Source organism: Rhodococcus sp. 05-339-2 (assembly GCF_002258965.1).
Classification (GTDB): domain Bacteria; phylum Actinomycetota; class Actinomycetes; order Mycobacteriales; family Mycobacteriaceae; genus Rhodococcoides.
Window position 1 is genome coordinate 775,557 of the sequence record NZ_NOYW01000018.1, and the last position, 21,074, is coordinate 796,630.

20 protein-coding genes, 1 tRNA gene and 1 other RNA gene are annotated in these 21,074 nt (G+C 65.1%); 5 read left to right on the plus strand and 17 right to left on the minus strand.

All coding sequences use genetic code 11. From position 1 onward, the window contains the following. Positions 1–4: 4 nt before the first annotated feature. Positions 5–787: a fructosamine kinase family protein gene (locus CH273_RS21350; RefSeq protein ID WP_032397718.1), complete on the minus strand. Its 783-nt coding sequence runs from the start codon at positions 785–787 to the stop codon at positions 5–7. A 61-nt stretch (positions 788–848) separates the two neighbouring features. On the opposite strand from CH273_RS21350, the gene nadE reads away from it, so the two are divergent. After that, the gene (gene nadE / locus CH273_RS21355) at positions 849–1,694 is read left to right on the plus strand and encodes an ammonia-dependent NAD(+) synthetase (RefSeq protein ID WP_032397717.1); all 846 of its coding nucleotides are present in this window, start codon (positions 849–851) and stop codon (positions 1,692–1,694) included. A 47-nt stretch (positions 1,695–1,741) separates the two neighbouring features. Here nadE and CH273_RS21360 read toward each other — a convergent pair whose 3' ends face one another. Beyond that, a complete protein-coding gene (locus CH273_RS21360; protein ID WP_032397716.1) occupies positions 1,742–1,996 on the minus strand; it encodes a MoaD/ThiS family protein in 255 nt (84 codons plus the stop codon). Further along, positions 1,989–3,047, minus strand: coding sequence for a GTP 3',8-cyclase MoaA (gene moaA, locus CH273_RS21365; RefSeq protein WP_045199932.1), 1,059 nt, complete (start codon positions 3,045–3,047; stop codon positions 1,989–1,991). The genes CH273_RS21360 and moaA overlap by 8 nt, the downstream gene beginning before the upstream one ends. A 177-nt stretch (positions 3,048–3,224) precedes the next feature. Here moaA and CH273_RS21370 point away from each other — a divergent pair, with 177 nt between their 5' ends. Genes CH273_RS21370 through CH273_RS21380 form a run of 3 tightly spaced genes read left to right on the plus strand, consistent with a single transcriptional unit; the run spans position 3,225 to position 5,819 of the window. Further along, positions 3,225–4,415 (plus strand): molybdopterin molybdotransferase MoeA, encoded by a 1,191-nt coding sequence (locus CH273_RS21370; protein ID WP_032397714.1) that lies wholly within the window; start codon positions 3,225–3,227, stop codon positions 4,413–4,415. After that, positions 4,412–5,413, plus strand: a complete 1,002-nt coding sequence (gene moaCB / locus CH273_RS21375; protein ID WP_032398329.1) for a bifunctional molybdenum cofactor biosynthesis protein MoaC/MoaB — start codon at positions 4,412–4,414, stop codon at positions 5,411–5,413. Before CH273_RS21370 ends, moaCB begins: the two co-directional genes overlap by 4 nt. Further along, a complete protein-coding gene (locus tag CH273_RS21380) occupies positions 5,406–5,819 on the plus strand; it encodes a molybdenum cofactor biosynthesis protein MoaE (protein ID WP_032397713.1) in 414 nt (137 codons plus the stop codon). The genes moaCB and CH273_RS21380 overlap by 8 nt, the downstream gene beginning before the upstream one ends. 4 nt (positions 5,820–5,823) lie before the next feature. Here CH273_RS21380 and CH273_RS21385 read toward each other — a convergent pair whose 3' ends face one another. Then, positions 5,824–6,864 carry a CobW family GTP-binding protein gene (locus CH273_RS21385; RefSeq protein ID WP_032397712.1) on the minus strand — a complete coding sequence of 347 codons (1,041 nt, stop codon included), beginning with the start codon at positions 6,862–6,864 and terminating at the stop codon, positions 5,824–5,826. Positions 6,865–6,875: 11 nt separating this feature from the next. Further along, a complete protein-coding gene (locus CH273_RS21390; protein ID WP_032398328.1) occupies positions 6,876–7,979 on the minus strand; it encodes an N-acetylmuramoyl-L-alanine amidase in 1,104 nt (367 codons plus the stop codon). A 537-nt stretch (positions 7,980–8,516) separates the two neighbouring features. On the opposite strand from CH273_RS21390, the gene CH273_RS21400 reads away from it, so the two are divergent. Beyond that, positions 8,517–8,861 carry a histone-like nucleoid-structuring protein Lsr2 gene (locus tag CH273_RS21400; RefSeq protein ID WP_032398327.1) on the plus strand — a complete coding sequence of 115 codons (345 nt, stop codon included), beginning with the start codon at positions 8,517–8,519 and terminating at the stop codon, positions 8,859–8,861. Between the two features lie 113 nt (positions 8,862–8,974). Here the strand turns inward: CH273_RS21400 and CH273_RS21405 are convergent. The 12 genes from CH273_RS21405 to CH273_RS21460 all read right to left on the minus strand — a co-directional run bounded on the left by CH273_RS21405 (position 8,975) and on the right by CH273_RS21460 (position 21,049). Continuing rightward, positions 8,975–9,047 (minus strand) — tRNA-Ala (locus CH273_RS21405). Between the two features lie 126 nt (positions 9,048–9,173). Further along, complete coding sequence (locus CH273_RS21410) at positions 9,174–9,920, minus strand: DsbA family protein (protein WP_032397710.1); 747 nt, start codon at positions 9,918–9,920, stop codon at positions 9,174–9,176. A gap of 10 nt (positions 9,921–9,930) precedes the next feature. Next, positions 9,931–11,184: an MFS transporter gene (locus tag CH273_RS21415; RefSeq protein ID WP_371828391.1), complete on the minus strand. Its 1,254-nt coding sequence runs from the start codon at positions 11,182–11,184 to the stop codon at positions 9,931–9,933. Further along, positions 11,181–12,821 (minus strand): phosphoglucomutase (alpha-D-glucose-1,6-bisphosphate-dependent), encoded by a 1,641-nt coding sequence (pgm, locus tag CH273_RS21420; RefSeq protein WP_032397709.1) that lies wholly within the window; start codon positions 12,819–12,821, stop codon positions 11,181–11,183. The genes CH273_RS21415 and pgm overlap by 4 nt, the downstream gene beginning before the upstream one ends. Before the next feature lie 71 nt (positions 12,822–12,892). Then, entirely contained in the window at positions 12,893–13,693 is an 801-nt protein-coding gene (locus tag CH273_RS21425) for a DUF1295 domain-containing protein (RefSeq protein WP_032398325.1), read from the minus strand. After that, on the minus strand, positions 13,681–15,006 hold the full coding sequence (locus CH273_RS21430) for an SAM-dependent methyltransferase (protein ID WP_045195697.1): 1,326 nt from the start codon (positions 15,004–15,006) through the stop codon (positions 13,681–13,683). Before CH273_RS21430 ends, CH273_RS21425 begins: the two co-directional genes overlap by 13 nt. Next, positions 15,003–16,316, minus strand: a complete 1,314-nt coding sequence (locus CH273_RS21435; protein WP_082322648.1) for an SAM-dependent methyltransferase — start codon at positions 16,314–16,316, stop codon at positions 15,003–15,005. The genes CH273_RS21430 and CH273_RS21435 overlap by 4 nt, the downstream gene beginning before the upstream one ends. Further along, the gene (locus CH273_RS21440) at positions 16,313–17,092 is read right to left on the minus strand and encodes a DUF1365 domain-containing protein (RefSeq protein WP_082322647.1); all 780 of its coding nucleotides are present in this window, start codon (positions 17,090–17,092) and stop codon (positions 16,313–16,315) included. Before CH273_RS21440 ends, CH273_RS21435 begins: the two co-directional genes overlap by 4 nt. After that, positions 17,083–18,372: an NAD(P)/FAD-dependent oxidoreductase gene (locus CH273_RS21445; RefSeq protein ID WP_371828403.1), complete on the minus strand. Its 1,290-nt coding sequence runs from the start codon at positions 18,370–18,372 to the stop codon at positions 17,083–17,085. Before CH273_RS21445 ends, CH273_RS21440 begins: the two co-directional genes overlap by 10 nt. Continuing rightward, complete coding sequence (locus tag CH273_RS21450) at positions 18,351–19,046, minus strand: alpha/beta hydrolase family protein (protein WP_230596998.1); 696 nt, start codon at positions 19,044–19,046, stop codon at positions 18,351–18,353. The genes CH273_RS21445 and CH273_RS21450 overlap by 22 nt, the downstream gene beginning before the upstream one ends. Positions 19,047–19,161: 115 nt before the next feature. Further along, positions 19,162–19,532, minus strand: a transfer-messenger RNA (tmRNA) gene (ssrA, locus tag CH273_RS21455). 65 nt (positions 19,533–19,597) lie between these two features. Beyond that, the gene (locus CH273_RS21460; RefSeq protein WP_032397706.1) at positions 19,598–21,049 is read right to left on the minus strand and encodes an SDR family NAD(P)-dependent oxidoreductase; all 1,452 of its coding nucleotides are present in this window, start codon (positions 21,047–21,049) and stop codon (positions 19,598–19,600) included. Between the last annotated feature and the right edge of the window lie 25 nt (positions 21,050–21,074).

A 21,074-nucleotide genomic window follows, 5' to 3' on the forward strand; every position in this document is an offset into this window, starting at 1 on the left:
TCGCTCACAGCCCGACGACGGCCGCAGCCGCCGCGTGCAGCGCCGTGCCGTAGGAACGGCCGTGACCGGCAGCATGAACTGCGAGTGGATGCAGCTGATGCACAGCCGTGCGCTCGCGCCACCCGGATCGCAGCGGCCGTACCGTCTCGTAGCCGCCGACGACGGCGTCGAGGTGGGCGCAACCGAACAGCGCCAACATCGCCAGATCGGTCTCGCGGTGCCCACCGTGCGCCGCCGGGTCGATGAGCACCACTCCCGCGTCGGTCCAGAACACGTTGCCGTTCCAGAGATCACCGTGAATACGGCTCGGCGGCTCTGCATCGTCGAAGTCGCCGTCCGCGATACGTCGGCACGCCGACTCGACGATCGCCGCCTCCCCGGGCGTCACAGTGCCCGCGTCCTGCGCGATCGAAAGAAACGGCAACACTCGTTCTGCGGCGTAGAACGCTCCCCATGAGGTGTGCACTGTGCTGGTCATGGGCCGAGCACCGATGAACAGCTGACCCGAGAAGGCGACGCCGTCGGCATCCACCGGTGGCGCACCGAACCCGGCGGCTCCAGCGGAATGCATCGCGGCCAGAGCGCGGCCGAATCGTTCGGCTGCGCCCGGCGTGGGGCGGGCCGCAATCAGCCGCTCGAGTTCGATGTACGTCCGGCCGTGCCCGAGGACTCCGACGACAGGGGCCGCCGCGTCGCCGAGCCACCGAAGCCCGGCGGCCTCGGCCGCGAAGAAATCGGGATGCGCGTGCGGGTTTCGCTTGACGAAGGTGTCGGAGGATCCACTCACGTCCGTCGACACTACGCACGGCGCGAAGCACCACACCGGCACCCGTCATTAGGATGACGTGATGGGACACATCAACTCGGAATTGCGCTCGGGGATCATGCGCGAGCTGGCCGTGCAGTCGACCATCGACCCGATCACGGAGGTCCGCAGGCGCGTGGACTTCCTGAAGGACTACCTGACGTCGACCCCGGCCTCGGGCTTCGTACTCGGCATCAGTGGCGGTCAGGACAGCACGCTCACCGGCAAGCTCGCCCAACAGGCAGCGACGGAGCTCCGAGCCGACGGACACGAGGCCGAGTTCGTCGCCGTTCGACTCCCCTACGGCGTGCAGGCCGACGAGGACGACGCATCGATCGCGCTGAAATTCATCGATCCCGACCGCACGGTGACGGTGAACATCAAAGCCGCTGCCGACGCCGCAGCGGCCGCGACGGCGGAGGCACTCGGTGGTACCGAAATTCGAGATTTCGTCCGCGGCAACATCAAGGCGCGCCAGCGCATGGTCGCGCAGTACGCCCTTGCCGGCGAACTCGGTTACGTCGTCGTCGGCACCGACCACGCCGCCGAGGCGATCACCGGGTTCTTCACCAAATTCGGTGACGGCGGGGTCGATCTGACTCCGCTCACCGGGTTGAGCAAACGTCAGGGTGCAGCGCTGCTGCGCGAACTGGGAGCCCCGGAGAGCACCTGGCGCAAGATTCCCACCGCCGATCTCGAAGACGATCGACCAGCTCTACCCGACGAGGAAGCGCTGGGCGTGACGTACGAACAGATCGACGACTACCTCGAGGGCAAGGACGTCACCGAGGAGATCGCCGACAAGCTGGAGACGATGTTCCTCGCAACTCGGCACAAGCGCACGGTGCCTGTGACGCCGTTCGACGATTGGTGGAAGAGGAGCAGCTGAATTCTGCGCCGCCACCTGTCGGTGGCGGCGCGGCGAACCGCGTGCGCTCAGCCGCCTGCGAAGGGCGGCAGTACGTCGACCCTGCCGCCGATCGCGCGCCCGAGATCGCGGGTGAGATCGTCTCCGACCAGGTAAGCCGACACCCTGAGTATCGGCTCCATCGGCGCGCCGTGCCGGGACAGGATCAGTTCCCGCAGATCTGCGAGAGTGGCTCCGATCGGTACGGTCAGGTACTCGGACTCGCAGTGCGACGCGTCGACCGCTGCAGCGAAGTACCGCACCTCCACCTGGGTCTCACCCACCGATGGCTCCCATGCTGCGGGTGGGAGGTACGAAGCCGTCGGCGTCGATGCCGTGACCCGCCCACTTGTTCCACATCGCCCCACGCCACACGGCTGCCAGTTCGTCGTCGGTGGCACCGCCGCGCAGAGCTGCCCGCAGATCGGTTTCGTCGTCGCTGAACAGACAGGACCGAATCGTTCCCTCTGCAGTCACTCTGGTGCGGTCGCAATCACCGCAGAACGAGCGGGTCACCGACGCGATGATGCCGACGGTGGCGTCGGTACCGTCGACACTCCATTCCTCGGCCGGGGCGGAGGGATCGACGCGCCCCACCTCACGCAGGTCGAACTCGGTGGACAGTTCGTCGAGCAGGGTCTGAGCATCGATCATGTTGGCGCGGGCCCACTCGTGGTCGGCGTCGAGCGGCATCTGCTCGATGAAGCGCAGAGCAACGCCTTCGTCGAGGCACCAGCGCAGCAGATCGACGGCACCCGACAGGGTGTCGCGCATCAGAACGGCGTTGACCTTGACCGGCCCGATCCCGGCACGCTGCGCTGCCCTGATTCCGGCGAGCACCGACGGCAGCCGATCTCGTCGGGTCAAGCGCGCGAAATCCTCGCGGTCGACCGAATCCAACGAGACGTTCACTCGGGTCAACCCGGCGTCAGCCAACGACTGTGCCCGATGTTCGAGACCGACGGCGTTGGTGGTCATCGACAGCGGCACACCGTCCGCGACGTCGGCGCACAGCCGCAGAATCTCGTCGAGATCGCGGCGCATCAACGGCTCGCCTCCGGTGAAGCGCACGTCCCGAATACCGAGCAGGCGTACCGACACCGAGACCACTCGGGCAATCTCGGCGGGTGTCAGCAGCGCCGCAGCCGGGATCGCCGGAAGGCCTTCCTCTGGCATGCAGTAGGTGCAGCGCAACGAGCACTTCTCGGTGATCGAGACGCGCAGGTCGCGGGCCACTCGGCCGAAACGATCGATCAGATGCGGCACGTCCGGCCGGTCGGACACGGAGTTCGCACTGCCTGCAGCCGAACCCGTGGTGGTACCGAACCCGGGAATGCCCAGCGAGGTGACACTGTCCACCGTCACCTCGTACCTCGTCTCCGTCGAAAATCACGTCTGTCGTATATGTGTCTACCCATTATGCCGCAGCCCACACCGAGTCGACGGACCGGCGTGCTTAGGATTGGCACCCATGACGGTTGAGCACACGCACGCGATCACTGGATCCGCACGGTGACCGCTGTATCGGTCGAGGAACACGCCGCCGCGGTCGACACTCTGCTCGCGGCGCTGACCACGAGAACAGCTCAGCGAATTGCTCTCGACAACGCGCTGGGACGCGTCTCGTTCGAGGACGTACGGTCCCCGGTCGATCTGCCCCTGTTCCGCAACTCGCAGATGGACGGCTATGCCGTGGATTCGCGATCCGTGTCCACCACCCCGGTGACGCTTCCGGTCTCGACGATCATCGCCGCAGGCCCGACGGAATCGGCAGTGCTCGCCTCGGGCAGTGCCGCCAAGATCATGACCGGTGCCCCCATTCCGGACGGAGCGGACGCCATCGTCCCCGTCGAAGACACCTCCGTGACGGCGGAAGGTTCGGTGACGATCCACAAGGGCCGCGCAGCAGGTGAATTCGTACGCGAGCAGGGAAGCGACGTGCGGGTCGGAACAGTCCTCGTCGAGTCGGGTCGAGTGCTCGAACCCCGTCACATCTCCGTTCTCGCTGCCGTCGGCTTCGGTGAGCTCGACGTCCGCTCACGTCCTCGTGTGGCCGTCGTGACCACCGGTGCCGAGCTGGTCGACGCGGGCTCGACGCTGACGCCCGGTCAGATCTACGACTCGAACGGGATCACCCTCGCCGCACACCTACGCGCCAGCGGTGCCGAGGTGGTCTCCGTCGCGCGCAGCTCGGACGAGCCGAGCCGCTTCCGCGAGATCCTCGACGCGGCAGCGGAATCGGCGGAGCTGATCATCACGTCCGGCGGAGTGTCGATGGGCGACTTCGAAGTGGTCAAGGACGTACTCCGACCGCTCGGCGGCAATTTCGGATCGGTTCGCATGCAGCCGGGCGGACCACAGGGCATGACGCTGTTCGACGGTGTTCCCGTGCTCAGCTTTCCCGGCAATCCCGTCAGTACCGTCGTCTCGTACATCATGTTCGCGCGCAACATCGTTCGGAAAGCGGCCGGCCTGCCTCCGGTGCTCTCGACCACTGTGGCCCTGCACGAATCGATCGTGTCACCGCCCGGTAGACGACAGTTGCTCCGTGGCCGAATGCGCGAGGACGGTCGGGTGGAGCTCGTCGCCGGTCCCGGCTCGCACCTGGTCGCCGCACTGGCATGGGCCGATGTGTTGATCGACATCGATTCCGAGACAACCGAACTCGCTGCAGGATCCGACGTGGAGGTGTGGCCGCTGTGACCACCGATGCCCAGCTGTCTCATCTCGACGATCAGGGCCGCGCCCGCATGGTCGATGTGGCGCACAAGAAGGAAACCTCGCGCACGGCCGTCGCCGCCGGTGAGTTCGTCACCACTGCCGAGGTCATCGCCCTCGTACGCGCGGACGACATGCCCAAAGCCGACGTCCTCGCCACTGCCCGCATCGCCGGCATCTCGGCAGCGAAGCGGACATCGGACCTGATTCCGCTGTGTCATCAGCTCGCCCTCTCCTCGGTGAAGATCTCGTTCGGGTTCACCGAGTCGTCCATCACGGTCGAGGCCACCGCCCGCACCACCGGACGCACCGGGGTGGAGATGGAAGCACTGACCGCGGTCGCCGTCGCGGGCCTGACCCTGCACGACATGGTCAAGGCCGTCGATCCCGGTGCCACCATGAACGGCGTCCGGTTGCTCACGAAAGACGGCGGCAAACACGGGCATTGGCAACGGGACGGTGCGGAGGGCACCGACGAGGCTGCGGGTGATCCCGTGTTCGAGTCCGCACGGTCCGCAGTCGTTCTGGTGGCCTCCACCGGCGGCGCGCGCGGAACTCGACCGGACACCACCGGCCCCGCCATCGCCACCTGGTTGACCGATCGAGGCTTCGCCGTGCGAGGCCCACTGGTCTACGCCGATGCCGACATCGCGGCCGGACTGCACGACGCCCTGCGCGGCGAACCGTCGTTGATCGTCAGCACGGGCGGAACCGGGGTGTCCCCCACCGACGCGACCCCGGAGGCGACGGCCGCACTCCTGGACATCGACATGCCGGGGATCGCGGATGCGATCCGCACCCGCGGAACATCCGCGACGCCTCATGCGGTGCTCAGCCGCGGTGTCTCGGGTCTGATCGGACGCACGCTCGTCGTCAACCTGCCGGGCTCACCGGGCGGTGTGAAGGACGGACTCTCCGTCCTCGACCCGCTCCTCGACCATGTACTGGCACAGATCGCCGGAGGAGGCCCCCACGATGAGTGAACTCGTCGCACGAATTTCCAGTGAACCGTTGAGTACCGCCGAAGTCGAAGCAGCGGTACAGGATTCGCGGCACGGAGCGGTCGTGCTGTTCAGCGGAATCGTTCGTGACCACGACGGCGGACATGCCGTGGAGACCCTGGAGTACCGCGCACACCCCGACGCGGAACGCTTCCTGAGCCGATGCTGCTCGGAGGTATCGGCAGAGACCGGATTGGCGGTCGCCGCAGTGCACCGCGTAGGCGATCTCCGGGTCGGCGACCTCGCACTCGTCGCTGCCGTCGGCTCGGCTCATCGCGCCGAGGCATTCGAAGCCTGCGCGCGACTCGTCGAGCGCATCAAGGCCGAGGTCCCGATCTGGAAGCGTCAGGGATTCGAGGGCGGACGCACCGAGTGGGTCGGGCTCTAGCGAGCTAACCGGTCTCGAGGTAGCGATGGACCGGAAGCATGGCAGAGGCGTCGTCGGGGTCGTCCGGTCCTCGCACACACGCGCGCAACCGCTGCTCGACGGCCGAGGCATCGAGATCGCTACCGATCAGCACCAGTGAGGTCTGCACGGGCTCACCCCTCGACCACGACGCGGCCTCGAATCGAATGTGTCGACCCACCGTGTGCACGACGAACTTCTGGGTGTGGCCGGCGATGCCGAAGTGTACGAATCCCTTGATGCGGTAGAGGTTTCCGGAAGGATTCTCCAGGAACTCGATCAGTCGCCGGGGTTCGACGGGATCCGTACTGACGAACTCGGTGTGCGAGTACTGCGCGTGCAGGTGACGATCGTGGTCGTGATCGTGGTTCTCCCGAAGTAGTTCGTCGAACGACAGCTGCACCGCCATTGCCGAATCCACCGACCGATCCTCGCGCCGATCGAACAGCAGCAGCGGGTCGACGCGACCGAAGGCAACGGGTACGACGGGCACATCTGCGACGACGGCCTGCACCGTCGAGCGCACCGCGGAGCGTTCGGACTCGGTCACCGCATCGGACTTGTTCAGCACCACCAGATCGGCCAGTTGCAGGTGCTGGTCGATCTCGGGATGCCGCGCACGCGTCTGCGGGAACTCGACCGCGTCGACGACCCCGACGAGCCCGCCGTAGACGATGAATTCGTTCTCGCTACCGCGGACCATCCTGATGAGGTTTCTGGGTTCGGCCAGACCGCTGGCCTCGACAACGATCACGTCGATGGCGGACCGGCGGTGTGCGAGGACATCGAACATCGCGTCCATATCGCTGATGTCGACGGCGCAACAGATACAGCCGTTGCCGAGGGAAACCATCGAATCGACCTGGCCGGCCACGAGCATCGAATCGATGTTGATCGCCCCGAAGTCGTTGACCACAACACCTATTCGGATGCCGGAATCGTTGCGCAGCAGGTGGTTCAGGAGGGTGGTCTTACCTGCGCCGAGAAAGCCGGCCACTATCACCACCGGAATTCGTCGACGCGCCACGGCGTCCGAGACTACCGGTCGGCGAGAATCTGCTTCAGCAGGCCTTGCGCGAACGTGGACACACTGCTCACGTTGCCCGGGGTCGCCAGTCCTTCCAGGCCGTCGACGCCGAACGAGTCGACGTACGGGGACACACTCTCGAGCAACCGGGACAACGCGCTGCGTCCCTCGGCCGTGGGGCCAACGCCGCCGGGTGCCGTTGCGGCGGTGCCGGTCGTCGCAGTCGGGTCAGGGGTAGCGGGCGTCGTGGTGGCGGTAGCCGCCGGCGTGGTGGCGGCAGACGCCGGCGTGGTAGCGGCAGTTGCTGACGGGGACGGGGTTTCGGCCCCGAGAAGGTAGTCGATGATTCCCGTCGAGATGGCGATCGCATGCTTCAGCTGACCGTCCGAGCTCTCGAGAAGAGCTGCGTCGTCGGGGTTCGATCCGTTGCCCATCTCGACGAACACGAGGGGCACCGTGGTCAGTGCGGGCCCGGCGACATCGGATCGCTCCTGTATCCCGTTCTCGACTCCCGCATAGTTGGCAGGCTCGAATCCGGCCCGCACATAGGAGTCCCGCATCAGCGTCGATGCCGAGCGTCCGCCCTCGGACTGGGCAGCGTCGGCAGCCGCGTTCGGAATCGGCAGCGTGGGCACGATCAGATGGAAACCGTGCTTGTCGGCATCGGTCGTCGTACTCGTGGAGTCCGCGTGGATACTCACGGCCACGTCGGCCCCGGACTCGCTGGCCGCCCGCGCCCTGTCGTCGACGCATCCGCCCCATCCGGTGTCGTCTGCTCGACTCGTCTTCACCGTCGCACCCAGACTCTCCAGGCTCGATCGAACGAGTTCGCTCACTTTCCAGTTGATGGTGTGCTCGGGCACGCCGTCCAGGGTGGTCATGCCGGTGGTCTGACAATCCTTGGTGCCGCCGCGCCCGTCGTTCACCTGCCGCTGCAGATTCTCCGAATGTGCGGTGCCCTGGTGGCCCGGATCGAGGAACACCGTCTTTCCGGACAGTTCCGTACTCGCGGCAGGTGCCGCGTCTGCCGGCGTCGCACTGGCCGGTACGGACGCGAGTACCCCGGCACCGAGAATTCCGGCGCACATCAGCGCCGTCAGTGCCGACCTGGTCATCGGTGCAGATTTCATATGGTCTGGCGCAACGGTGGTACTCGCTGCGCAACTCCCCTTTCGGCCCCTCGGACACCGCTGATCCGAACGGGTCACCGCATCACGGGACTCCACACGTCACAACAGACACTTGCGCATCAAGTGAAGCAGATATCGCGATCGACGAGTATCGAGCGATCTTTCGTTAGTAAAACGATTGCGTTTCGTGACCGATTCGTAGCCCGAGGCCACGGATCCAGAGTGGTACCGGCAGATCGTCGCTCGATCGCACTCGAACCGACCCAATGGATGGCACTACCAATTCGAACCGGACGGTTCGTCTTTCTCTCGGATAACGACGAACACCGATCGCCGAGAGAATGCCACGGACAATCACCTCGTCGGTTTCGGAGAAGATGCGAGCCGATATCTGTGGGAATTCTGCGAAACGCGTAACAATCCTACGACCCGCATGGATGAACACAATGTTCAGCCGTATAGTCGCATCAGTTCGATCTGGACATCCCCGCATCATCCCCTGCATCATTGGAGAGCTTCAGCATGGCCAGAAAAGTCTATGTGCAACTTGTCGATGACATCGACGAAAAACCGATCGAATCCGGTGGCGAACACATAACCTATTCGGTCAACGGAGTCAGCTACGAAATCGACCTGAGCGACAAGAACGCGAAGGAATTTCACCGCAAACTCGACTATTACATCGAGCACTCCACCAAGGTCGGTGGAAAGCGAACGAAGAAGTCGAGCGCCCCCGCAACCGGTGCCAAGCGCGACGCCAATCAGACCAAGGCCATCAGAGAATGGGCCAAGGCGAACGGCCACAACATCTCGGCCCGCGGCAGAATCCCCGCCGAGGTCGAGCAAGCATTCGACGCCGCTCACTGAGCTGACGACAGCCGAGTCGGCATCCCGGCACGACGCCCGGATGCCGACTCGGCGGTCGGTGTCACCGAAACACGAAAAGCGTCGCCCTAGGGCGACGCTTTTCTGATTCTCGGTGGAGCTAAGGGGACTCGAACCCCTGACCCCCACACTGCCAGTGTGGTGCGCTACCAGCTGCGCCATAGCCCCGAGTTACTGCGTGCTCCCGCTCATGCGGTTGCTCGAACGAAGTTACACCATCGGTCGCAGCAGCAACAAATCACCTGGTGCAGCCGGTACCGAATCCTCGACGACCGGCCGCACGAACGCCCGAGATCAGTTGATCGACGCCAGCCATTCCGAGTCACCGAGCGCATCGACAACCTGACCGTCGACGAGGACTCCTGGTGTTCCGCGGGCACCCGACGCCGCCAGCGCATCCCGTCCTGTGTTCGCATCCGCCACTGCCGTCTCGCGCTGCGCACCGGCGGAGATGCAGTCCGCCGCCAGATCGCTCGCTCCTGCGGATCGAGCGAGTTCTGCGAGTTCGGCATCGGTCCGGTCGGAGTCGCTTCCTTCTTCGGGGCGAAATTCCGGGTCGAACAGCCCGGCATGAAATGCGGAGTAGACCCGCGCGTTCTCCGTCGCTGCCACGCAGTGCGACGCCGCAACGGCACGCGTCGAATAGTCACCGGACGCCGATTGTGGATCCAGGAAATTGACCAGGTGGTAATTCACCGAGACGATGCCGTCGTCGATTTTCTGAGCCAACTCCTGGCCGTGTTTCACTTCGAGGTCGCCGCAGAACGGGCACATCGGATCCTCGAAGACATCGATGACTCGCTGCGCTTCCGGACGCGACAGCTGAACCACCCCGTCACCCGGCAACGACAATTCGACCGCCGGATTCTTGACCGTTCCGTAGCCGTCGTTGCGTGGAGCGTCGCTTCCGCTCTGCCACATGATCGCCACCCCGATGACGACCACAACTACGACGAATGCGATGCCGCCCAATACGTAGGTCATCGTGTTCGAGGTTGCCTCGGGTGTGTGTTTCGTACTGGATGTCTTCTTCTGGCTCACACAGCGAATACTACGGTTGCGTCGGTCGGGTGCGCTCGCGCCCGAGCGTGTCCGGAACTCGCGACCACCACAGTCCTGCCAGGAGAAGCAGCGCGCCCGTCACGGCGAATGCCGGACCGAACGAGACCTGTTCGACGATCATCCCGGCGACGATCGGGCCGATGACCGCGCCGACATCGGATGCCATCTGGAATGCAGCCAGCACGGGCCCACCGCGCGCCTTCGAGCCGATCACGTCCGCAACCGAGGCCTGCTGGGCAGGACTCATCAGACCCGATCCGATTCCGGCGATCAGCGACACCACGAGAAACAGCACGGGATCGTGGACGTACCCCATCACGACGGTTCCCAGCCCGCACACCGCCAGCCCACCCACCATGAACGGCTTGCGTCCGCGCACGTCGGACAGGCGGCCTGCACTGGTGAGCACCAGGGCATTTCCCACTGCGAACACGGTCAGCGCGATACCGACGAACACCTCGGATCGCTGCATCGCCTCGACGACGAACAACGGCACCAAGGCCACTCGAACACCGAACACTGCCCACCCGTTGGCGAAATTCGACGCCAACGCAGCCCGATACGACGGGATCCGCAGCGCGGCGAGCAACGACATCGTGGGTGGTGCCGAACCCTTCTCCGGCTTGACGAGGTCGGAGTTGCCCAGGGTGAAGTACACGACGGCCGCCGCGATCACGAGCGCTACGGCATAGATCACGAACGGCACCCGCAGCCCGAATCCGACGAGAGCGCCGCCGACGAGCGGACCGCCGATGGTTCCCAGCAGGAACGCGGTCGCATAGAGGCCGGAGATGCGGCCCCGACTGGTCGCAGGGCTGATCCTGATCAGCAATCCCAGTGCCGACACCGAGAACATCGTCGAGCCGATGCCGCCGAGTCCTCGAAACACCAACAGCTGCCAGTACGTCTGAGCCAGCGCGCAGGCGCCGGTGGACACCGCAACGATGAGCAGTCCGATCAGGTACACGGGCCGCTCGCCGAGCCGCTGCACCAGAGCACCACTGGCGGGCGCGAACAGCAACCGCATGAGAGCGAACGCACTGATGACCGCCGACGCCGCCGTGTATCCGACGCCGAATTCCCGGGCGAACTGCGGCAGAGCGGGCGCGACGATACCGAATCCGAGCGCGATGACGAACGCCGCCGATACCAGTACCCAGATCTCCGGTGGGAGCTTGCCTCCGGGTCTGAATGCGGGCTCGGGAGCCGAACTGTCGTGGTCGGATGGAGGTGAGTCGGTCACGAGCTCTCGAGTGCGGAGGACACCAGCTCACGTGCGGCGGCTTGAACCCGGGCCAGATGGTCCTCGCCCTGGAACGACTCCGCGTAGATCTTGTACACGTCCTCGGTTCCGGACGGGCGCGCAGCGAACCAGGCGCTCTCCGTCGTCACTTTCAGGCCACCGAGGGCCGCTCCGTTGCCGGGAGCCTCGGTCAGCGTTGCCGTGATCGGTTCTCCCGCCAGCTCGGTGGCGGTGATCTGATCGGGCGACAGCTCGGCGAGAACGGCCTTCTGCTCGCGGGTGGCAGGTGCATCGACGCGGGCATACGTCGGATCGCCGAACTTCGCGGTGAACTCGGCGTAGCGCTGCGACGGCGTGGATCCGGTGACAGCGGTGATCTCGGATGCCAGCAAAGCCAGCACGATTCCGTCCTTGTCGGTGGTCCAGACGCGGCCGTTGTGTCGGAGGAACGACGCTCCGGCGCTCTCCTCACCGCCGAATCCGAGCTCGCCTGCGAGCAGACCGGGGACGAACCATTTGAAACCGACCGGCACCTCGAGCAGACGACGGCCGAGACCCGAGACGACCCGGTCGATCATCGACGAGCTCACCAACGTCTTGCCCACTGCCGCCGTGGGCGACCAATCGGGTCGGTGGGTGAACAGGTAGTCGATGGCGACGGCGAGAAAGTGATTGGGGTTGAGCAGGCCACCGTCGGGAGTGACGATGCCGTGTCGATCGGAGTCGGCATCGTTGCCCGTCGAGATGTCGAACCGATCGCGGGCAGCGATGAGCGAGGCCATCGCGTTCGGCGACGAGCAGTCCATCCTGATCTTGCCGTCGGTATCGAGAGTCATGAAGCGGAATGTGCCGTCCACCAACGGGTTCACCACGGTCAGGTCGAGATTGTGCCGCTCGGCGATGGCATCCCAGTAATCGACACTCGCTCCACCCAACGGATCTGCTCCGATACGCACTCCGGCCGCGCGGATCGCGTCGAGATCGAGCACGTTCGGTAGGTCGTCCACGTAGGTGCCGAGGAAGTCGTAGCGAGAGACGCTCCCCGCGAACGCCTGGGCAAGGGTCACCCGTTTGATGCCCGAAATGCCATCGCGCAGAAGCTCGTTGGCGCGAGCGGCAATGACCGACGTGGCATCGCTGTCGGCCGGACCACCGTGCGGAGGGTTGTACTTGAATCCGCCGTCCCGCGGCGGATTGTGCGAGGGAGTCACCACGATGCCGTCGGCCTTCGCCGACGGTCCGGACTCGTTGTGGCGAAGAATTGCGTGGCTGACGGCGGGGGTGGGCGTGTACCGATCGCCCGAATCGACCAGTACGTCGACACCGTTGGCAGCCAACACTTCCAACGCCGTCGTCCAGGCGGGTTCGGACAGAGCGTGAGTGTCCCGACCGATGAACAGCGGGCCGGTGATGCCCTGTGCGGACCGGTACTCCACGATCGCTTGCGTCGTCGCCACGATGTGCGCCTCGTTGAACGCCGAGTCCAGACTGGACCCTCGATGTCCGGAGGTGCCGAACACCACCTGCTGACTCGGTTCCGACACATCGGGAACCCGCGAGTAGTACGCGGTCACGAGCTGCGAAAGATCCACCAGATCCTCCGGCAGTGCAGTGGTTCCAGCTCTCTCGTGCGCCACGATGCGCCTCCTCGTTGATCGACGAAACCGAACTTCTCGACCAACCCTAGCGCCGCCCCCGCACCCGTGAGCTACTTGCTGTGCTGCTTCGGTGGCCGCGGGAGGAAATAGCTCGTTCGCTGCTGGTATTCGCGATACCCCGGTCGCTTCTCCATGCTGCGCTCGAGCAACCGTGCACCGGTGGCGAACACCAGGAAGTATGTCATCGCGATGGGCGAGAGAAGCGTGAACACCCCGGGCCACGCCGACGCCGAGACGAGGAACAGTCCCCACCAGACCGCCGAGTCGCCGAAGTAGTTGGGGTGCCGCGTCCAGGCCCACAGACCCCGGTCCATGATCCGGCCCTTGTTCGAGGAGTCGGCCTTGAAAGCTTTCAACTGCGCATCGCCCAATGCCTCGAACGTCCATCCGAGAATCCAGACCAGTACTCCGAGCACGACGACCGGCAGAACGGATCCGTGTGCGACAGCGGATACCTGCAGCGGCAGGGACACGAACCACAATGCAACCGCCTGCGTCAGGTAGATCTTCCGCAGGGCGTACAGGGTTTCGTTACCGGGGGCCTTGGCGAGCATCTCGGTGTAGCGCGGATCTTCGCCGTGCCCGCGCGAGCGTCGAAAGACGTGCACGGCAAGGCGAAGCCCCCACACACCGACCAGGACGAGCAGTAGTAAGCGACGCCACAGTTCACCTGTTCCGGTCGCAGCCGAGATCGAGGCGATCAGAACGAATCCGCCGCCCCACGTCACGTCCACGACGTTGTGGCGTCCGATACGCGCGCCGATGAGGGCGGTGACGATCATCAGGACAGCGGTACCGCCGAGGCTCGCCAGCGATACGGTCAGGAAGTCGGACCAGTTCACCGCGGGCACACCCACACCGGTCGAACCGGTTCCATCTCGGACGGTCCGCTCCCGGACCGGACCGCCAGAATCTGATCGACGCCCATCCTGTTGTCCCGGAACGCCATTCCACCGCCGATCAGGTACAGCCGCCACACGCGAGCGACCTCCTCCCCGACCATCGCCACCACGTCGTCGAAGCGTGCCTCGAAGCGCTCGGTCCAGACGTCGACGGTCCGCACGTAATGCTCCCGGAGGGCGTGGACGTCGCGAACCTCGAGTCCGGCCTCCTCGATCATCGCGACGGTCCGCCCGACCGGGCGCATGTACATGTCCGGCGCGATGAACGATTCGATGAATGCTCCGCCGCCGGGGTTGTCGCCTTCCCTCCGCGACATCTGTTGGATCAGCACGCGGCCGCCGGGCTTGACGTTGGTATGCAGGGCGGCGGTGTAGGTCGGGTAATTGGCCTCCCCCACATGCTCGCCCATCTCGATCGACGCCACCGCGTCGAAGGGCCCGTCCGGAATCTCTCGATAATCCTGGATTCGGATCTCGACGCGGTCCTGCAGTCCTCGGTCGGCGATGCGCTTGTCGATGAAGGCCTTCTGCTCCCGGGAGATCGTCACTCCGACGACCTTCGCTCCGTACTCCTGTGCCGCGTGCAGGCTCAGTGATCCCCAGCCGCAACCGACGTCGAGGAAGCGTTGCCCTACGCGCTTGTCGAGGCCGATCTTTCGACATACGAGGTCGAGTTTGTCGCGCTGAGCGTCGTCGAGGGTGTAATCCGGCGAATCCGAGGTCCAGTACGCCGACGAGTACGCCATGTGCGAATCGAGGACCAACTCGTAGAAGTCGTTCGACAGGTCGTAGTGGTGACTGATCGCAGCGCGGTCGCGGAGCACCGAGTGCAGCCGCCCCTTCACCGAGGCCTGCGACACGGGCGGCGGCAGCGGACGGCCGAACACCCCGAGATCCTTGGCCAGTTTCGCCAACCGTAGTAGCGAGGCCGGCCCCGGACGGATCGCCGAGAGTCGACGCTCACGCACCACACCCCAGACGTGATCGAGAGCCGCGGCGAGGTCGCCGTCGACGTCCAACTCGCCGGTGACGTATGCCTGCGCAGCACCGAGTTCACCGGGGCTCCACAGCAATCGCCGAAGAGCGCTCGGACTGCGCAACAGCACCCTCGGTGCCGAGGCATCGCCTGCGACGGATCCGTCCCACGCCTGCAGCCGAACGGGAAGCGGACCACCCACCAGGGGTTCCACCAACTCGGCAATTCGATGCGCGACGCCGACTCGTCGATCGGTCCGGTCCACGGAGAGTGTCGAGGTGGTCATCGGTTGTCCCTTCGGTCGAGCACGATCTGTTGAACATCGAGGTACCCGGATCGAAACCCGGCCTCCGAGTAGCACAGGTAGAAGTGCCACATCCGTGCGAACACCTCGTCGAAACCGAGCTGCTCTGCCTCGCTGCGGTATTCGCGGAAACGCCTGTCCCACAGCGCGAGGGTTCGCGCATAGTGATCACCCATGGACAGTCGCTCCCGTACCCGAAGCGAGGTGCTCTGCTCGGTGACCTCTTCGATGGCTCGCACCGACGGCAGGAACCCGCCGGGAAAGATGTACTTGTGTACCCAGGTGTACGTGTTTCGAGTAGCCAGCATTCGGTCGTGCGGCATCGTGATGGCCTGCAGGGCAACTCGCCCACCCGGCGCGAGCAACGAGTCGATCGTCTCGAAATACGTTGCCCAGTACTGATGCCCGACGGCCTCGATCATCTCGACCGACACGATCGCGTCGTACTCGCCGTCGACCAGGCGGTAGTCGAGAAGATCGATCCGGATTCTGTCCGCGTAACCGGCAGCGGCACAGCGCTTACGCGCCAGCTCCTGCTGTTCGGTCGACAAAGTCACCGACCGTACCGTCGCACCACGAGCGGCCGCACGAATGGCCAGCTCGCCCCATCCGGTGCCGATCTCGAGCACTCTGGTTCCCTCTCCGACGCCCGCGCGGTCGAGTAGCCGATCGATCTTGCGGCGCTGAGCGTCGGCGAGCTCCGCACTGTCGTCTCCGCTCCCCGATTCGGCGAACAACGCACTCGAGTAGGTCATCGTCTCGTCGAGGAAGAGTTCGAAGAGATCGTTCGACAAGTCGTAGTGGCGCGAGATGTTCGATCGCGTGTTCTTCGTCGTATTACGCTCGCTCCGTGGGGGTTTCGGGATGTACAGCCCTCGGAGTCGCTGCAGCGACTTGGGAATCAGCGACGCCATTCGCCGGGCGAAGACCTCGAGCACGGCAGTGAGGTCCTCGGCATCCCAGTCACCGGCCATGTATGCCTCACCGAATCCGATGAGTCCGCTGTCCCCGACTCGTGCGGCGAAGTCGTGTGGCCGATGGACGGTCATCAACGGTGCCTCGGCCGAACCGGCACCGATCACCTCGCCGTCGGGCATCGCGACCCGAACCTGCAGGCGTGCCACCGCACGGCGAAAGAGAAAGTCGGCCACGGGTGCGGCCACCGCAACCTTTGCACCACCGGGAACATGGGCGATCTGGGGCCAGACCTGCGGATCGACCAGCGGGCTCGGACCACCAGTGGCACCACCGTACGGGTTCGACACTGAATCGGCCTTCGACACAATTGTCATCTGTGAGCCCCTTCCTTCTGGAATTCTCGCGCCCCGGGAGGGGCAGGTTTCTGCACGATCTTCAGCCCCCGCGCCCAGAGCCGAATCCCTTGCCATCGGATCTGTACCACCACTCGTAGCGGCGCAATCGGGATCTCGACTGCAGTGCGAAGAATCGACTGCGTCGTCACTTCTCGTCGGCGGCCGTCGACGGTCGCCACGAACGGGGGCTGACCGGCACGTTCGAGGACGATCGAGAGCCGAAGCGCAGCGTCCGGCTCGGGTAGCAGCATGGAGTATTCGCCGTCGACGTCGTTGAACGGAGAGACGTAGAACTCCTTGGTCGTACGGGCCGCGCCGCGATGATCGGTGTGCACCAGGTACCGGTATCGCTCACCGTAGGTGTTGTGCACCTCGGCGACGACGCAGCGGAGCTCTCCGTCGTTGTCGTGACACCAGTACACACTCAGTGGGTTGAAGGTGTGACCGAACACCCGTGCGCTCGCCAACATCGTGATCCGTCCGCCGCCGAGATCGATACCGTTCTCCGCCAGGAACGCATCGACGTTCTGGCGAAGACTGGCGTCGGGGTCACCGAGGTGGTCACGGGAGTCGAACGAGGCCAGCGGTCGCAGTATCCGGGGCAACTCGGGAAGCGCGTCGAGGTCGACGAACCAGCTGTAGCTCCGGTACGAGAACGTGTTTCGAACCGGCGCGCGCCGAACGTGGTCGATTCGAGTGCGATACAGAGCCGCCCCGTGCGCGCGGGTGGCCGGCAGAAGAGACGTCAGAGCCACGTGGCACCCACCCGTTGCGCGGCCCGCGCACCCGAGAGCGCACCGTCCTCGTGAAATCCCCAGCCGTGGTAGGCACCGGCGAATGCCACGGTGTCGGTGTCCAATTCGGGAAGTCGACGCTGCGCTGCAACCGATTCCGGGGTGTACTGCGGGTGTTCGTAGGTCATCTCGTCCAGCACCCGACCCGGGTCGATACGATCCGCTCCACCGAGGGTGACCAGCATTCTGCGATCGGTCTCCCCCAGGCGTTGCAACCTGGTCAGGTCGTAGCTGACCAGCACCCGGTCGGGTTTGGCCGCGCACGACGGGAGGTGATAGTTCCACGACGCTCGCGCCCTCGTGTTCTTCGGCAGTACAGACGAATCTGTGTGCAGTTGCGTGTGATTGGTCGAGTACGGCATCGATCCCAGGATGCTGTGCTCGAGCGCAGTCGGTTCTGCGAGCATCTTCAGCGCGGCACCGGGGTGCACCGCGATCACGGCCGCGTCGAACGTACGCAGGTCGTCGCGGGCGTCTCGGATCTGCACGCAGTCCTCGGACCTGTAGACCGCGTGCACGGGGGTATCGAGCAACACCTCGTCGATGTGCCGAGCAACCCGGCGAACGTATTCGATGGATCCACCGGTGACGGTGCGCCAGGTGGGAGAGCCGGTGACGGTGAGCATCCCGTGGTGCCGAAGAAAGGTGAACAGGTAGCGAGCCGGGTACGCGAGAGCAGTGTCCGGATTGCACGACCACACCGCGGACACCAACGGCGTCATGAAGTGGGATTCGAAGTACGCCGAGAACGAGTGCTCTGCGAGAAACTGCGCGAGAGTCGTCTCGGACTCCACCGGTTCGGAACTGTCCAGCAGTTCGTTGGCCAGGCGATGAAAACGCTTGACATCGAGCAGCATCGAGACGAATCGCGGCTTGAACACCGCTGTGCGTTGCGCGAGGATTCCGCGCATGCCCTGGCCGCCCGAGTATTCGAGGCCGCACCCGTCGCACCGCACGGACATGCTCATGTCCGAATCCTGAGTAGGCACCTCGAGCTCGTCGAACAGTCGAAGCAGCGTCGGATACGTCCGGTCGTTGTGCACGATGAACCCGGTGTCGACGCCGACGCGGCCATCGGGTCCGTCCACGTAGTGGGTGTCCGCATGGCCGCCGAGACGGGAGTCCGCCTCGTACAACGTCACCGACGACGTCGACGAGAGCGCGTACGCCGCCGTCAGACCGGCAACACCGCTCCCCACCACCGCGACCCGGCGCCGCGTCACGATTGCCTGCCCATGCAGTCGGCCGGCGCATCGGCAGCGATACCGAGAACGAAGTCGCGCGTTGCCCTGGACCAGACCCGCGGATTGCGCAGCATGAAATGCCCACCCGGCACCGAGAGGTAGCGAGCGTCCACCCCGCGCGCCGCCGCACGTTCGGTCGCCCGGCGGGACGTTCTAGGATCGGTCCACCTGTCGGCAGTTCCGTGCATCACGAGCAGCTTCCTACCCGGTTCGAACGCATCGACCTCCGTGCCCTCCGGCCACCACGGAGCCAGGGCCACGACACCCACGATCTTCTGGGTCGTTCCTGCAGGCTCCACTCCTGGGATGGAAGGATCGCCGACCAGTGCAGCGGCGGTGCGGCCACCCATCGAATGGCCGACGACCACCACGTGAACGTCCGGGAACTCGTCGTGAATTCGGTTCAGCGCCCATCGGGCATCCTCGACCGGAGACCGTTCGGGCGCGTTCCAGCCCCGGAACCGGTACTGCAACTGCTGCACCGATATGCCGCGTGTACGGCCGACGCGCCGAAGCATCCAGGTGAACGTCCACATGCGCAGACCGGCCAGGTGCCACGGCCGACTGCGGGCCCGACTCACGTCTTTCCCGCCGCCGAGGACCAGCACGACCAGTGACGGCGCGCGCACCGGTCTGCCGGTATGCAGAACTGGAGTGGGCTCGTTGCTCATGACCACTATTCGACACCGCGGTCGCTTCGGGTTGGATGAGTTCGACCGAGTCGATTGTGACCTGGCCGACAAAGAAGAAGACCGGGCCGAGAGTGTCTCTCGGCCCGGTCTTCGTCGGTGGAGCTGCCGGGAATCGAACCCGGGTCCTCTGCTGCATTGCCAGGGCTTCTCCGTGTGCAGTCCGCTATGCCTCTACTTGGATCTCCCGATCTCGCGAACAAGTCAGGATGACGATCCCAGCCACTGTTTGATGTTCCTCATCATCCCGCGGCCGGATGAATCGGTGAGCCCTCTAGCTGATGCCAGTACCCGGGCCGAGGGCAAGCCCGGACTGACAGACACGCAGTCGCTACTTAGGCAGCGAGTGCGTAGTCGCGCTGATTGGAATCGGCGCTTATAAGGTTGCGATGACGCTTACGGTGGTCTCTCGCCTGCACCGACACGCTTCCCCTGACTCAACATACAAAGTCGAAACCGTTCAGCCCCGTATGTTCCCGAACACCGTGTCCGGGCTGTTCAGTGTAACGCCTCCCCCGGACACATTCATTCCATTAACGGCCGACTCGGCGATCCGCAGAATTCGAGGCAGCGTCGGCGTCGACTCGTTGCACCACCGTGCGCAGCATCCGACGGGCCATCACCAGGCGTACGGGCAGCGAGGCGTACCAGACCGCCCGGCCGGCCAGTCCACGAGGGAAGAACACCAACCGCTGCTCGATCGTCGGCTGCTTCGCAGTTCCCCCGACCGTCAGGTCCAGCCAGGCCTCGCCGGGAAGTCGTGTGGAGGACTTGAGCCGCGTGGTGTGCTCGGTGCCCGACGCGGATGCGTCGGGTCCGGTGGCGTCGCGATGCCAGCCGGTGAGAACGTCGGCGTCGGCCAATCGTTCGAGTGCGGGCCTGATCGCGGTCGACTGCGCTGCACTGCGGGCGACCCGGGTGTCGGTGTAGACGACCTCGCCTGCCCAGGTCGGATCCGAAGGCAACGGATCCGACGGTGCCGCGGTACCGGTGGCATCTGTCCACCGAGTCTCCACCTCGCCGTCGTCGATCTTGCGCAGCGCCAATCTCACGGAATCGCGGTAGCCGGTCAGGCCGTCCTCCGGGCGCGGGACGACGGCATCGATGTCCATCTCGTGACCGATGGCGTCGTATTGCAGTGATTCGATGAGCGGCATCGCCAGCCCGCGCGGAATGGGAGTCACCAGCCCGATCCAGTGACCGGCCAGTCGCGGAGTCAACACCGGGAGCACGATGATCCGACGCTGCCGCAGACCCGCGACGTCGGCATAGATGTTCATCATCTCGCCGTACTGCATGACATCGGGACCGCCGATGTCGAATGTCCTGGATTCGGTGATGGGCGCACTCGCGGCCCCGATCAGGTAGTGCAACACGTCCCGCACAGCGATGGGCTGGATGCGATTGTGTACCCACCGCGGTGTGGTCATCACCGGAAGCCGATTGGTGAGGTGCCGGATCATCTCGAACGACGCCGAGCCGGATCCGATCACGACACCGGCCTGCAGAACGATCGTCGGGACTCCCGAGTCGATCAGAATGCGTCCCACCTCGGCACGCGATTTCAGGTGCGGCGAGAGTTCACCGGTCGGCGGATGCAACCCGCCGAGGTAGACGATGCGCCCCACACCGCATTCCGCCGCCACGGCCGCGACGTTCTCGGCGCTGTCGCGTTCGGTGTCGGCGAAATCCGAGTGCCCTGCGGTGCCCATCGAGTGCACCAGGTAGTACATGACGTCGACTCCGCTGAGCGCTTCCTTCAACGATTCCCGATCGCTCAGATCGCCCTGCACGATCTCGACATCGGTCGCCCACGGCACGGAGTCGAGCTTGGCGGGCGTGCGTGCCAGCACGCGGACCGTGTACCCCTCGTCGAGCAGTCGCGGGGCCAACCGACCGCCCAGATATCCCGTGGCACCGGTGACGAGGACGCGCGGCGACTTGTCGGGCGCGGCGGTGTCGGAGGCAGAGTCGAAAGCTGTCATAACCGGAGTCATTACCCCCGGGCGG